General features: G+C 65.4%; 12 protein-coding genes and 1 tRNA gene. 7 read left to right on the top strand and 6 right to left on the bottom strand.

The annotated features are described in order from the left end of the window. Nucleotides 1–33 precede the first annotated feature (33 nt). The 3 genes from J6525_RS15755 to J6525_RS15745 all read right to left on the bottom strand — a co-directional run bounded on the left by J6525_RS15755 (nucleotide 34) and on the right by J6525_RS15745 (nucleotide 1,652). Nucleotides 34–1,107, bottom strand: a complete 1,074-nt coding sequence (locus tag J6525_RS15755) for an MFS transporter (protein ID WP_225645357.1) — start codon at nucleotides 1,105–1,107, stop codon at nucleotides 34–36. Between the two features lie 48 nt (nucleotides 1,108–1,155). Then, nucleotides 1,156–1,323, bottom strand: coding sequence for a hypothetical protein (locus J6525_RS15750; protein WP_225645356.1), 168 nt, complete (start codon nucleotides 1,321–1,323; stop codon nucleotides 1,156–1,158). Between the two features lie 140 nt (nucleotides 1,324–1,463). Further along, the gene (locus J6525_RS15745) at nucleotides 1,464–1,652 is read right to left on the bottom strand and encodes a hypothetical protein (protein WP_225645355.1); all 189 of its coding nucleotides are present in this window, start codon (nucleotides 1,650–1,652) and stop codon (nucleotides 1,464–1,466) included. A gap of 454 nt (nucleotides 1,653–2,106) precedes the next feature. Between J6525_RS15745 and J6525_RS15740 the strand changes: the two genes are divergently transcribed. Then, a complete protein-coding gene (locus J6525_RS15740) occupies nucleotides 2,107–3,621 on the top strand; it encodes a helicase HerA domain-containing protein (RefSeq protein WP_225645354.1) in 1,515 nt (504 codons plus the stop codon). 166 nt (nucleotides 3,622–3,787) lie between these two features. Here the strand turns inward: J6525_RS15740 and J6525_RS15735 are convergent, their stop codons facing one another. Then, nucleotides 3,788–4,972, bottom strand: a complete 1,185-nt coding sequence (locus J6525_RS15735) for a hypothetical protein (RefSeq protein WP_225645353.1) — start codon at nucleotides 4,970–4,972, stop codon at nucleotides 3,788–3,790. Between the two features lie 48 nt (nucleotides 4,973–5,020). On the opposite strand from J6525_RS15735, the gene J6525_RS15730 reads away from it, so the two are divergent. Continuing rightward, entirely contained in the window at nucleotides 5,021–5,590 is a 570-nt protein-coding gene (locus J6525_RS15730) for a hypothetical protein (protein WP_225645352.1), read from the top strand. A gap of 133 nt (nucleotides 5,591–5,723) precedes the next feature. Here the strand turns inward: J6525_RS15730 and J6525_RS15725 are convergent. Then, nucleotides 5,724–5,800, bottom strand: a tRNA-Met gene (locus J6525_RS15725). A gap of 317 nt (nucleotides 5,801–6,117) precedes the next feature. Here J6525_RS15725 and J6525_RS15720 point away from each other — a divergent pair. Beyond that, nucleotides 6,118–7,551 carry a coniferyl aldehyde dehydrogenase gene (locus tag J6525_RS15720; protein WP_225645351.1) on the top strand — a complete coding sequence of 478 codons (1,434 nt, stop codon included), beginning with the start codon at nucleotides 6,118–6,120 and terminating at the stop codon, nucleotides 7,549–7,551. Nucleotides 7,552–7,675: 124 nt separating this feature from the next. Beyond that, nucleotides 7,676–9,283 (top strand): GMC family oxidoreductase, encoded by a 1,608-nt coding sequence (locus tag J6525_RS15715; RefSeq protein ID WP_225645350.1) that lies wholly within the window; start codon nucleotides 7,676–7,678, stop codon nucleotides 9,281–9,283. A gap of 317 nt (nucleotides 9,284–9,600) precedes the next feature. Here the strand turns inward: J6525_RS15715 and J6525_RS15710 are convergent, their stop codons facing one another. Continuing rightward, a complete protein-coding gene (locus J6525_RS15710) occupies nucleotides 9,601–10,350 on the bottom strand; it encodes an SDR family NAD(P)-dependent oxidoreductase (protein ID WP_225645349.1) in 750 nt (249 codons plus the stop codon). 111 nt (nucleotides 10,351–10,461) lie between these two features. Here J6525_RS15710 and J6525_RS15705 point away from each other — a divergent pair, with 111 nt between their 5' ends. From J6525_RS15705 to J6525_RS15695, 3 genes are all read left to right on the top strand, one after another. Further along, the gene (locus tag J6525_RS15705; protein WP_225645348.1) at nucleotides 10,462–10,977 is read left to right on the top strand and encodes a CvpA family protein; all 516 of its coding nucleotides are present in this window, start codon (nucleotides 10,462–10,464) and stop codon (nucleotides 10,975–10,977) included. 133 nt (nucleotides 10,978–11,110) lie between these two features. Continuing rightward, nucleotides 11,111–11,893 (top strand): SDR family oxidoreductase, encoded by a 783-nt coding sequence (locus tag J6525_RS15700; RefSeq protein WP_225645347.1) that lies wholly within the window; start codon nucleotides 11,111–11,113, stop codon nucleotides 11,891–11,893. Beyond that, the gene (locus tag J6525_RS15695) at nucleotides 11,890–12,879 is read left to right on the top strand and encodes an NADPH:quinone reductase (RefSeq protein ID WP_225645346.1); all 990 of its coding nucleotides are present in this window, start codon (nucleotides 11,890–11,892) and stop codon (nucleotides 12,877–12,879) included. The genes J6525_RS15700 and J6525_RS15695 overlap by 4 nt, the downstream gene beginning before the upstream one ends. Nucleotides 12,880–12,976: the final 97 nt, after the last annotated feature.

Raw genomic sequence — 12,976 nt, 5'->3', positions numbered from 1 at the left:
GCCGAAGCCGCGCGCAACGCGCAAAGGAGCCTGCTATCTCGCCAGCGGCTTGCCGGCCGTCTCCGGCGCCAGGGCGATCAGCGGCAGGCCGACTACATAGATCAGCGACAGCATCGAAATCGCCAGCGGGAAGCTGCCGGTGCGGGCGGCGAGCGCGCCGATCAGGGTCGGGCCGGCGGCGCCGAGCACGCGGCCCATGCTGAAGGCGAAGCCGGAGCCCGAGCCGCGCAGCGCTGAAGGAAACATCTCCGGCAGCCAGATCGTGAACAGGCCGAACACGCCGTTGGTGAAGAAGCCGAGCACCGGCAGCAGCACCATGAACAGCGTCAGGCTGTCGAGCCATTCGATCGCGACTTCATAGGAGACCACGACGGAGATCAGCCCGCCGATGAAGAACAGCACCGCGGTGCGGCGCCGGCTGCCGAGCCAGGTAGTGAGCCATGGTACAAGGAGGCAGCCGATCAGCGTGCCGACATTGGTGATCAGGCCGGCCACCGCGCCCATCTCCTGCGCGTGTGCGGGCGTCGCGCCCGCGGCGACCAGCTTGGTCGAGATCACGGTCGGGGCCCAGAAGTTCGACGACCACAGGCCGAAGATGATGCAGGCCATCATCAGCGCCGCGGCCCAGGTGGTGCGCGCCTGGTCGCCGGCAAACAAGGCGGCGACCGAAGGCTGCTCATGCGCAGCGCTGCGCTCGGGTTCGGGAATGTTGCTGCGCAGATACGCGATCAGCAGCGCGGGCAGAATGCCGAGCAGGAACATGCCGCGCCAGCCGAGCGTGCTGCCGACCGCAAGCGTCACGGCGGCGGCGAGGAACAGCCCGGTCGGCGTTGCCGTGTGCAGCCATCCGGCGAGCCGCACCCGCGTATTCTCCGGCACGGATTCCTGCAGCAGCGGCGTGCCCGCGGCCCATTCGCCGCCGATGCCGAAGCCGGCAACAAAGCGAAACAATGCGAACATCACGATACCGGTCGCAAGCCCGCATAGCGCCGTGAACAGCGAGTAGACCAGCACCGTCCAGCACATGATCCGGACCCGCCCGTAACGATCCGCAGCCCAGCCCCAGACCATCGAGCAGGCCCAGCCCAGCATGAAGATCGAGAACAACAGCCCGCCATAGATGCCGATATTGGCCTTGCTCGGCTCGATGTACGCCTACATCCTGGTCGGCGCGTTGAGCGAATTGCTGCCGGCCAGCGGCATCGACGAATCGAAGCCATCGAGCATCCAGCCGAACCAGGTCGCCCAAAACACTTTTCGCGGCGACACTGCGCCAGGCGCCGCGACCGACGGCGCTACGGCATCAACGATGCTCTCAGTCATGTTTCCTCGCACGTTTCTTTTGTGCGGCGGACTATGCCGAGGTTTGCGCGCCGAGACACCACGGGCAAACGGGACGGAGGTATCCGGCATAAGAATAGCGACGCCGATCACTTCGGCGTCACCGCGAACGCTCGCTCATTCTACGAAGGACGCGCGGAACGCCGGAATATGTAGAAAGCGATGACGAGCGACACGGCAAGTGCGATCCAGGAGGCCTGGTCCCGGATCCCGTCGCCGAGCAGCGCCGAGACCAGCACGAACGCGATAACGGCGAAGTTCAGCACCGGCACCAGGAAGATTTGCGCGATCGAACGTCGCGCTGCCGACATCAGGATCGCTCCGCCGCATGCACGCGTGAGCGGGGATAAGATCCGTGAAACCTTCGATTTTTGGCGGATGCCTTCGACAGCGCGAGCCTTGCAAGCAGGGATCAATCCCGTTTGGATCGGGAAGAATGCAGGAAATGAATGCGTCGTAGTTGAACTCAGACATTGAGTTCGACGGGCTGAGAGTTCGACGGGCTGAGAGTTCGACGGGCTGATTGAATAAGAGCGGGTCCGAACCTGGCCGGATCGCGCAGCTGAACGGGAACTGGTTCGAAAAAATCTACATCAGACACGCGAGCTAAGCACGTTGTAGTGGCCTGATCAATCTTCATCTCGCCTGGCGAGCATCAGCATTGTCCGCCTCCCGGCCGTGCCTGGGGATGATGGTGCGGTTCGCTCGACGCGGCGCGATCAGCTTGTTAAGCCGCCTCTCCGCAAGGGCAATTTGAGTCGGGACATGACCGTAGCGATCGAGATGGGACAAACGACGGCCGGCGCTTCGGCGGCCATCGACCTCGAGGAGCTATTGGCGACACGCCTCCTGGTGCAGGGCAACTCGGGTTCCGGCAAATCCCATCTGCTGCGCCGGCTGCTGGAACAGAGCGCACCCTGGGTGCAGCAGACCATCATCGATCCCGAAGGTGATTTCGTCACCCTGGCGGAACGATTCGGCCACCTCGTCATCGACGCCGAGGACCACACCGAGCGCAGCCTGCAGGTCGCCGGCGAGCGCGTGCGCATCCATCGCGTCTCCACGGTGCTCAATCTCGAAGGGCTCGACGCCGAGAACCAGATGCGGCGCGCCGCGGCCTTCCTCGGCGGGCTGTTCGACGTCGCCCGCGACCACTGGTATCCGATGCTGGTGGTGGTGGACGAGGCGCAGCTGTTCGCACCGGCGGTCGCGGGCGAGGTGTCCGACGAGGCGCGCAAGCTTTCGCTCGGCGCGATGACCAATTTGATGTGCCGCGGCCGCAAGCGCGGGCTTGCCGGGATCATCGCAACCCAGCGGCTGGCGAAGCTCGCCAAGAATGTCGCGGCCGAGGCGTCGAACTTCCTGATGGGCCGCACCTTCCTCGATATCGACATGGCGCGCGCCGCCGACTTGCTCGGCATGGAACGGCGGCAGGCGGAAGCCTTCCGCGACCTCGAGCGCGGGCAATTCATGGCGCTGGGACCTGCGCTGTCCCGCCGTCCGCTGGGCTTGCGCATCGGTCCAACCGACACCCAGCCGCGCAACGCGGCGCCGCGGTTGATGCCGCTGCCTGAAGCGGCACTGGAGGACGCACGCGCGATCATCCTAGCCGCTCCGCCGCCGGAAGCGGTGCGGCCGCAGCGCCGGGTGCCGTCGCCCGATCTGCTCAGCCAGTTGATGGCCGCCAAGCAGCCGGCAGCGGAGCCAGATCCCGAAGCCGCGGAGCCGCCGCCGAGCGCCGAGCAATTGGCCGAGCGGCGGGAACGGCTGGACCGTATCCTGCGCGCTATCCTCGCCGAGCCCGACGCCGGCTTCCGCGCCATCGGCGTGCTCTATCAGGAGTTCGTGGTCCGCTGCCGGATCGAGGGCCTTGGTGCCGTGGTGCCGGAGCTGACCGATTTCCGCCGGATGCTGACGCGCGCCCGCGCCGGGCTCGGCGCCGATGTCGCGGACGACGACGCCTGGCAGGACGTGTCGCTGCGCGCCGCGTTGCTGCCCGAGGACATGCAGGGCGTATTCATGATGATCGCCCGCGCCGCGAAGGAGGGCTGGCCGTGCCCGAGCGATGCCGCGATCGCCCGCGCCTACGGCACGCATTCGCTGCGCCGCGCCCGGCATCTTCTGACCTACATCGAGGAACAAGGCCTGATCGTCTGCCAGCTCGACGGTGCCGGCCGGCGGATCGTGACTCTCGTCGAGCTCGCCTGGGCCACGGCCGCGGCCGACCCGAATGTAGACGACCAGGCGGCGGAGGCAGCCTGTAACGGCTCGTCGCTGTGATCAGGTACTGAGCAACCAGGCGTTAGGTGTCGCGCGGCGTCGCGGAAGCGCTGCAAGACAGGAAAAAGGCCCGCCAGGAGGCGGGCCTTTTCATCTTTGCAGGTTGAGGGATTTTGGTTGCGGAGGGCCCGCAACAGGCCCTCCACGGCCGCCCTATCTCAAGCGCTTACGCATGCTGCGGCTGCGCAAGCTGACTGACTTGCATCGCCGGCGGATCGACAACCGAGGTACCGCCATGGCCGTCGCTCGAGGCCGTGAACGTGGAAGCCATGTAGTTACCCAGCAGCGCAATGCTGGCGGTGACGGTGCCGTCCGTCACCGTGAGCGTTCCGTGCGTACTGTCACCGCTGAAGGTCGGCGTCTGAACGGTCGCGAAATTGATATTCGCGAAATCGATCGTGTCCGAACCGGACATCCCGGCGACAGTTCCGGTGAAGCTCGCGGAATTGTCGAGCTTCAGCGTCCCCGTGCTGCCCAGGAACGTAACGGCGGCGTTCGAAGCCCCCGTCAATTCCAGGGTGGTGCCCGCTGCGATGGTGGCGCTGCTGGGGCTCTCTCCCGTTACGTTGAAGGGCTGCCAGGCACCCCACGCACTACCATCATAGGCCCGGATCGAGAGCTGGTCGGTGCCGGAGCCGGCCTGATAGGTCGTCTGGGCAAGTTGTGCCGGAGTGACGTCGATCTCCGTATTCGCAGACTGGTTCACGCCGTTGACGTTCCAACGCCCGTTCGTGTTGGAATCCCACAACGCATATTTCGTTATGGTATCGCCATCCGCGTCCGTCGCGCTGACCAGGCTCGAAGCCGCGAAGACCTGCCCCGAGACCGTCGTCACGTTCGAGACCGCGACTGTCGGCGCCTGGTTCGTTGCGGTGGCCGTGAAGCTCTTCCACGCACTCCACATGCTGCCGTCATTGGCCTTAACCCAGAGCGTATCCGATGGCGAGCCACCGGGGCCGAAGACGTAGCTCACCTGTGACAGGTTCGCCGCGCTCACATCGATCTCGGTGTTGGCGGCCTGGGCGACACCGTTCACAACCCAATGGCCGTTTCCTCCGGTGTCCCAGAAGGCATACTGGGTGATCGTGTCGCTTTCGCTGTCCGAGACCCCGAACAGGCTCGTGGCCGCGATCGAATGGCCGTGAATTCCGGTCACGTTCGATGCGGTAACGACCGGAGCAATGTCGGGTCCCGGCGTTGCCGTGAAGCTCTTCCACGCACTCCACATGCTGCCGTCATTGGCCTTGACCCAGAGCGTATCGGGCGTCGAACCGCCGGGACCGAACACGTAGCTCACCTGCGACAGGTTCGCCGCGCTGACATCGATCTCGGTGTTGGCGGCCTGGGCCACGCCATTCACCACCCAGTGGCCGTTTCCACCGGTATCCCAGAAGGCGTATTGGGTGATGGTATCGTTGCCGACACCATCACAAACTATCAGGTGTGGGATTCGACGGCGGATGCGAGCAGCGGGCACTGGGTGGTCGGGGGAGTCGCCCAAGGCACCAATGCCGCCATCAATGTCACGGCAGCTCAACTTTCGAGCACAAGCTTTCAAAGCGGCTCGGGTTCGGACGATCTCTGGGTGAGGGCTTACGACGGCTTTGCCTGGGGGGCGTGGAAGGAATTTCACGTCACCGCGCCGGTTGACAGCGCTCCGTCAGTGACCGCGTCCGACTTCCATGCGACGGCCAATCAGAGCGTGGCGGCCTTAAGCCTGTTTTCAGTCACGGATGCCGACGGTGACAGCATCGCACAATATCAACTCTGGGATTCGACGCCGTCGGCAAGCAGCGGCCACTGGAGCATTGGCGGGAATGCGCAGCCCACCGGCACCGCCATCAACGTCAGCGCGGCCCAAATTGCGAGCACGTCATTCCAGGGCGGTACCGTGCCTGACGACCTCTGGGTTCGCGCCAGCGATGGCATCAGCTGGAGTGCGTGGCACGAATTCCATTTCATCGTCTAGGGAGCGGCCCGAGTTGCGGAAACGCCGTGATCTGCGCTCAAACGGTCGACGACACGAGGCCCGATTGTCCTCCCAAAGCAAAAATGGCCCGCGAAATGCGGGCCATTTTATCGGAACCGGTTGGTCCGGACTTTGGTTGCGGGGATAGGATTTGAACCTATGACCTTCAGGTTATGAGCCTGACGAGCTACCGGGCTGCTCCACCCCGCGTTAAACCGTTGCGTGCCTTGCAGAAAGGGTGCCTCAACTGGCCGGCCAACGCTTTTCAACGGCGCCGATCGATCCGTCCAGGGGCTTCCTGAGAAGGCGACCCGGGCCGAGGCCATCGGGTGCGGGGCGTATGTATCAACGTGAGCCCGGTTTGGAAAGCCCCGGATGCGGGTTTTTGAGGATTTTGTGACGTCGAAATCGCCGGCTGTCCCGGCAGGATTTACCGCCGGGAACCGGGCCTTGCCAGACCGCGCGCAAAAGCGGAGCTTGGCGCGCAACAAAACCGTCAAGAAAACGTCATCCGAGGGGGAAATGCCATGGACCGGCCATTGAAGAGCCCGGGGCTGCATGCGCTTGAGGAGGCCTTTCATCGCCAGTTCGAGCTGTCGCGCAGCGAGCCGGCGCCGACATTGCAGGCACGGCTCGACCGGCTGCGCCGCCTGCGCGCCGCGCTGACCGAGAATGAGGCGCGATTCGAGGCGGCGATCTCGGCCGATTTCGGCCACCGCTCCACCGTCGAGACCGCGATCGCCGAGACCATGCTGGTGCTCGGCGAGATCAGGCACTCGGCCAGGCACCTCAAGGGCTGGATGGCGCCGCGGAGGGTCCCGACCACGGTGCGGTTCGCGCCGGCCAAGAACCGGCTGATGCCGCAGCCGCTCGGCGTGGTCGGCATCATCGCGCCGTGGAATTATCCGCTGCAGCTGACCCTGGCGCCCGCGGTCGCCGCGATCGCGGCCGGCAACCGCGCCATCATCAAGCCGAGCGAGCTGGTGCCGCGCTTCGCCGAGCTGCTGGTGGAGACGATCGCCAAAAAATTCGACGTCACCGAGCTCGCGGTCACCGATATCGACGACGAAATCGCAAAGGCGTTTGCCGCACTGCCGTTCGATCATCTGATCTTCACCGGCTCGACCCGCGCCGGCCGGCTGGTGGCCGAAGCCTGTGGCCGCAATTTGACGCCGGTGACGCTCGAGCTCGGCGGCAAGTCGCCCGTGATCGTCGACGGCTCCGCCGACATCGACGAAGCCGCGCAGCGCATCGCCTATGGCAAGCTGCTCAATGCCGGCCAGACCTGCATCGCACCCGATTACGCGCTGGTGCCGCAGGCCACGGTGCAGCCCTTCGCGATGCGGCTGCAGGGTCACATGCAGCACATGTTCGGTACCGATCCCGATAACGCCGATTACACGTCGATCGTCTCGGATCGGCACTATGCACGGCTCGAGGGGCTGGTCGCCGACGCCGCCGCGAAAGGCGCGACCATCATGCAGCCGGCAATGCCGAACGACTGCGAGTGGAAGGCGAGGCGCAAATTTCCGCCGACCGTGATCGTTGACGCGACGCCGGACATGACGGTGATGCAGGAGGAGATCTTCGGGCCGCTGTTGCCGGTCATCGGCGTGCGCGATGCGGCGGAGGCGATCGCCTTCGTCAACAGCCGCGATCGCCCGCTGGCGCTGTACTGGTTCGGCATCGACAGCGCCGCCCGCGATGCGGTGCTGGCGCGTACGGTGTCCGGCGGCGTCACCGTCAATGATTGCCTGTTCCACTTCGCGCAGGCCTATCAACCGATGGGCGGCGTCGGCGCCTCCGGCACCGGCGCCTATCACGGCGAGTGGGGATTCAAGACGCTGACCAAATTCAAGCCGGTGTTCTACCGCTCGCGCTTCAACCGGCTTGCCGATCTCTATCCGCCCTATGGCGCGAAGGTCGCGCGGCTGGAGAAGCTGATGCGGATGTTGTCGTAGAAGTGCTGTCGTTCCGGGGCGCGAAGCGAACCACAGATGCGCAATTGCGCATCGGGGAACCTCGAGATTCCGGGTTCGATGCTGACGCATCGCCCCGGAATGACAAATAGGAAATGGGGTAAACGTGACTGACACATTCGATTTCGTGGTGGTGGGCGCGGGCTCCGGCGGCTGCGCGGTGGCGGGGCGGCTGTCGGAGGATCCGGCGACGTCGGTGGCGCTGCTCGATGCCGGCGGCACCAACGACAATTGGGTCGTCACCACGCCCGGCGCGCTGGTGCTGATGGTCGCGGGCACCGTCAACAACTGGGCCTTCAACACGGTGCCGCAGAAGGGGCTCAACGGCCGCATCGGCTACCAGCCGCGCGGCAAGGGGCTCGGCGGCTCCTCGGCGATCAACGCGATGGTCTACATTCGCGGCCATCGCGCCGACTACGACCACTGGGCCGCGCTCGGCAATGCCGGCTGGGCGTTCGCCGACGTGCTGCCCTATTTCAAGCGCTCGGAAGACAATTCCGATTTCGACGGCGAGTATCACGGCAAGGGCGGCCCGCTCGCCGTCAACAAGCTGCGCTCCGGCAATCCGATCCAGCAGACCTTCCTGCAGGCGGCGCAGGAGGCGCAATTCCGCATCCGCGAGGATTTCAATGCCGAGGACCATGAGGGCCTCGGCATCTACCAGGTGACGCAACGCAACGGCGAGCGCTGGAGCGCGGCACGCGCCTATGTGCATCCGCATATCGGCAGGCGCGCCAATCTGCGCGTCGAAACCAATGCGCACGCGACGCGCATCCTGTTCGAGGGCAAGCGCGCGGTCGGCGTCGAATACCGGCAGGGCAAGGAGCTGAAGCAAATCCGCGCGCGGCGCGAAGTCCTGCTTGCCGCCGGCGCGTTCCAGTCGCCGCAGCTGTTGATGCTGTCGGGCGTCGGCGATGCCGCAGCGCTCGGCAAGCACGGCCTCGCCAGCGTGCATCATCTGCCCGGCGTCGGCCAAAACCTGCAGGACCATCCGGACTTCATCTTCGGCTACATGTCCGACAATCCGAACTTCGCCGGCATCTCGCTGAAGGGCATGCCGCGGCTCATCCGCGCCATCATGCAATATCGGCGCGAGCGCCGCGGTCCCCTCACCTCGAACTTCGCCGAATGCGGCGGCTTCCTGAAGACGCGGCCCGATCTCGACATCCCCGACATCCAGCTGCATTTCGGCATGGCGATGGTCGACGACCACGGCCGCAAGCGCCACGGCGGCACCGGCTTCTCCTGCCATGTCTGCCTGCTCCGGCCGAAAAGCCGCGGCAGCGTCGCGCTGGCCGGCAGTGACCCGATGCAGGCGCCGCTGATCGACCCGAACTTCCTCGGCGAGGAAGACGATCTCGAATCGATGGTCGCGGGCTACAAGACCACACGGCGGCTGATGGAGGCGCCGGCGCTGCGCGCCCTGCAGCAGAAGGATGTCTTCACATCCAACGTGCGCACCGACGACGACATCCGCAGCATCCTGCGCGAGCGCGTCGACACCGTCTATCACCCGGTCGGCACCTGCAAGATGGGCACCGCCGATCCGCTCGCGGTGGTCGATCCGAAGCTGCGCGTGCATGGGCTCGAAGGCCTGCGCGTGGTGGACGCCTCGATCATGCCGACCCTGATCGGCGGCAACACCAACGCACCGACCATCATGATCGGCGAGAAGGCGGCCGACATGATCAAGGCGGAGATGCGGGCGGGGTGACCAAATGCGTAGGGTGGGCACGGCGCAAGAGCGCCTTTGCCCACCCTATGAGGCTGCCGTCGCAGGGCCGCATTGCCAAAATATCGAAAACAACCCCATGCAAAGGAGCCGGGGGGCTGCCGGCTTCGACACGGCGACTTGACTCGTCGGGCAAATCAGCGGCATTCTTCTATTATCCAGAAACCGCGCCGACTGCCTCGGGCCGTGCTCGTGACCTGATGCGTTGGAATCGTAGCCCGGATGAAGCGAAGCTAATCCGGGACCTTCACGCATGCTCCCCGGATTTCGCTACGCTTCATCCGGGCTACAAAGCTAGTTCAGCAAGAATCCACCGTCACCACCGTCCCGGTCATGTAGCGCGAGGCGTTGGAGGCGAGCAGCATGATCGCGCCGTCGAGATCGGACTCGGCACCGACCCGGCGCTGCGGGATGCGCTTGGCGAGCCGCTCGCCTGCCGGCGTCGACCAGAAATCATGGTTCATCTCGGTATCGATATAGCCCGGCGCCAGCGCGTTGACGCGGATGTTGTTGCCGGCGAGCTCCAGCGCCATCGCCTTGGTACCCTGGATCATGCCGGCCTTGGAGATCGCATAGGGCGACACCGCCTTGAGCACGCCCTGTCCGAGCACGGACGCGACGTTGATGATATTGCCCGGCTGCTTGCGCGCCATCATGCGCCGCGCAAGTTCGGTGGCGAGGAAGTAGGCGCCCTTCAGATTAGCGCCAATCACGGCGTCCCAATCCGCCTCGGTCTGCTCCGTCGACAGCTTCTCGATCGCGATGCCGGCATTGTTGATCAGGACAGTGACCGGACCGAGCGCGGCTTCCGCGGCGTCGAGTGCTTTCGCGATGCCGGAAGTATCCGCGACGTCCATCTGCACCGCGGCAGCGCGGCCGCCCTTGGCCTTGATCTCCTCCTCGAGGCTTTTCAGCTTCGCGGTCTGGCGCGCGGCCAGCACCACCGCGGCGCCATGTGCCGCCAGCACGCGGGCGAATTGCCGCCCGAGCCCCTGCGAGGCGCCGGTGATGAGGATGATTTCTTTACTGACATCGAATAGGTCGGACATCGACAGGTTCCCGGATTGAAGCGGACGAGTGATAGCGACAATTGTCCCTGATGTAAGCAGATTTGATCAACCCAGGGGACAGTAGGAGATTGGGGCAGGAATTCCTCATCCATGAATCTCTTCGACCTTGCCGTCATCCTCGGATTGGTGTTCGCGGTGGCGACCGGCTTCACGACCGGCCTGTTGCGCAGCGCGGTCACGATCCTGGCCTATCTCGTCGCCATGCCGCTTGCTGTCGCCGCGCTGGCGATGATCGGGCCTCACATCGCGACGCTGCCGTCGTCGCCGTTTCCGCCCAATGGCGTGCTGCTGTTCGGCCTCTTTCTCGTGATCGGCGTCATCCTCGGAAAGATGGCGCGGACGATGCTCGACGACACTATCGGCGCGGAGATCGGGATCGGCGACCGTCTCGGCGGCGCGCTGCTCGGCGCCATCAGGGTCGGTCTCGTCGTGACCACGCTGGTGCTGGTGTTCGATCAGCTGGTGCCGCTCGCCAGGCAGCCGCAATTCCTCAACGGATCGCAATTGCGGCCGTTGTTCTCCGCGGCCGGACAGGCCGGCTTCCGCTCGCTGCCGCCCGAAGCCACCATGGCGATCGAGCGGCTGCGGCGCGAGCAACGCATCTAGGGCGCCAGCCCACCGCACTGTTCCTGTCCGGCATGCACATATGCATTGCACGTCCCTTATCGGCGCCGCCGAGCTTGGCTAGACTGGTGCCATCAAACCTTTACAAACCGACCGACATCACAGGGAGTGAACCGTGGATCTTGGAATCAAAGGCCGCCGCGCCATCGTATGCGCATCGAGCAAGGGACTGGGCCGCGCCTGCGCGATCGCGCTCGCCAATGAGGGGGTGCATGTCACCCTGACGGCACGTGGCGCCGAGGCGCTGAAGCAGACCGCCGACGAAATCCGCAAAGCGCATCCCGGTGTCACCGTCACCGAGATCGTCGGCGACATCACGACGGCGGCGGGACGCGAAGCCGTGCTCAAGGCCTGCCCCGACCCGGACATCCTGATCAACAATGCCGGCGGGCCGCCGCCGGGCGATTTCCGCAACTGGACCCGCGACGACTGGATCAAGGCGATCGACGCCAACATGCTGACGCCGATCGAGCTGATCAAGGCGACCGTCGACGGCATGATGGCGCGCAAGTTCGGCCGCATCGTCAACATCACTTCGGCCGCGGTGAAGGCACCGATCGAGATCCTCGGCCTGTCCAACGGCGCCCGCGCCGGCCTCACCGGCTTCGTCGCCGGCCTGTCGCGCAAGACCGTGATCAACAACGTCACCATCAACGGCCTGCTGCCGGGCCCGTTCGAGACCGACCGCCTGCGCGGCACCGCGAAGCCCGAGGCCGAGAAGCGCGGCATTTCGGCCGAGCAGGTGCTGGCCGAACGCGCCAAGCTGAATCCCGCGGGCCGCTTCGGCCATCCCGACGAATTCGGCTATGCCTGCGCATTCCTGTGCGGCGCCAAGGCCGGCTTCATCACCGGGCAGAACCTGCTGCTCGACGGCGGTGCTTTCCCAGGTACGTTGTGAGAGCTGTTTGGTACGAACGGACCGGCGCGGCGCCGACGGTGCTTACCGTCGGCGAGATGCCGACGCCCGAGGCTGGTCCCGGTGAAGTCCGGGTTCGCCTCGAGGCGTCCGGCGTCAACCCGGCCGATGTCGGCCGCCGAAGCGGCAACTATCGCGCGATGGAATTCCCGCGCGTGATCCCGAACAGCGACGGTGCCGGGATCATCGACCAGGTCGGTGAAGGCGTCACGCGCTTTGCCGTCGGCGACCGCGTCTGGCTGTTCAACGGCCAGCGCAACGGCCGCGCCTTCGGCACCGCGGCCGAATACATCACGCTCGCCGATTACCTGGTGACGCCGCTGCCGCAGGACGTGTCGTTCGCGGCAGGTGCTACGCTCGGCATCCCCTGCATGACGGCGTGGTGCGCGCTGTTTGCGGACGGCCCGATCTCGGGGCAGACGGTGCTGGTTACCGGCGGCGCCGGCGCAGTCGGCCACTATGCCGTGCAATTGGCAAAGTGGGGCGGCGCGCGCGTAATCGCGACGGTGAGCTCGCAAGTCAAGGACGTCGAGGCGCGGCTTGCCGGCGCCGACACGGTCGTCAACTACCGGACCGAGGATGTCGTCTCGAAGGTGATGGCCTTCACCGAGAACCGCGGTGTCGACCGCGTGATCGACGTCGATTTCGGCGGCAATCTCGCGACCACGCTGAAGATCATGGCGATGAACTCGACGATCGCAGTCTACGCCACCAACGGCAACCGCACCCCCACGCTGCCGGTGCGCGAATTAATGGAGAAATGCATCACCGTGCGCTCGCTGGTGCTGTTCGCGCTGCCGCCGCCGCTGCTCGCGGCCGCGCAGGCCGACGTCACCAAATGGCTGGCGTCGGGCACCCGCGTGCACAATATCGCCGGGCAATTCGCGCTCGCCGAGACCGCCGACGCCCATCTCGCCGTCGAGAAGGGCGACAAGATCGGCACCGTGATCGTCGACTGCGCGCGATAGCACGGTTTCTCCTTCCTACTCCCTCTCCCCGTTCTTACGGGGAGAGGGTTGGGGTGAGGGGCTGTCACCGCAAAGACGGTGAAGGCAAAGATTGCGG

It is taken from the genome of Bradyrhizobium australafricanum (assembly GCF_020329495.1).
Taxonomy (GTDB): domain Bacteria; phylum Pseudomonadota; class Alphaproteobacteria; order Rhizobiales; family Xanthobacteraceae; genus Bradyrhizobium; species Bradyrhizobium australafricanum.
Note: the sequence above shows the minus strand (reverse complement) of the source record. Positions and strands in the feature narration are given on the sequence as shown.

What these genes read in the sequence shown, in the direction of transcription:
- J6525_RS15750 (WP_225645356.1), bottom strand. Translation starts at nt 1,323, where the DNA reads ATGACTGAGAGCATCGTTGATGCCGTAGCGCCGTCGGTCGCGGCGCCT.
- J6525_RS15745 (WP_225645355.1), bottom strand. Translation starts at nt 1,652, where the DNA reads ATGTCGGCAGCGCGACGTTCGATCGCGCAAATCTTCCTGGTGCCGGTG.
- J6525_RS15740 (WP_225645354.1), top strand. Translation starts at nt 2,107, where the DNA reads ATGACCGTAGCGATCGAGATGGGACAAACGACGGCCGGCGCTTCGGCG.
- J6525_RS15720 (WP_225645351.1), top strand. Translation starts at nt 6,118, where the DNA reads ATGGACCGGCCATTGAAGAGCCCGGGGCTGCATGCGCTTGAGGAGGCC.
- J6525_RS15710 (WP_225645349.1), bottom strand. Translation starts at nt 10,350, where the DNA reads ATGTCCGACCTATTCGATGTCAGTAAAGAAATCATCCTCATCACCGGC.
- J6525_RS15705 (WP_225645348.1), top strand. Translation starts at nt 10,462, where the DNA reads ATGAATCTCTTCGACCTTGCCGTCATCCTCGGATTGGTGTTCGCGGTG.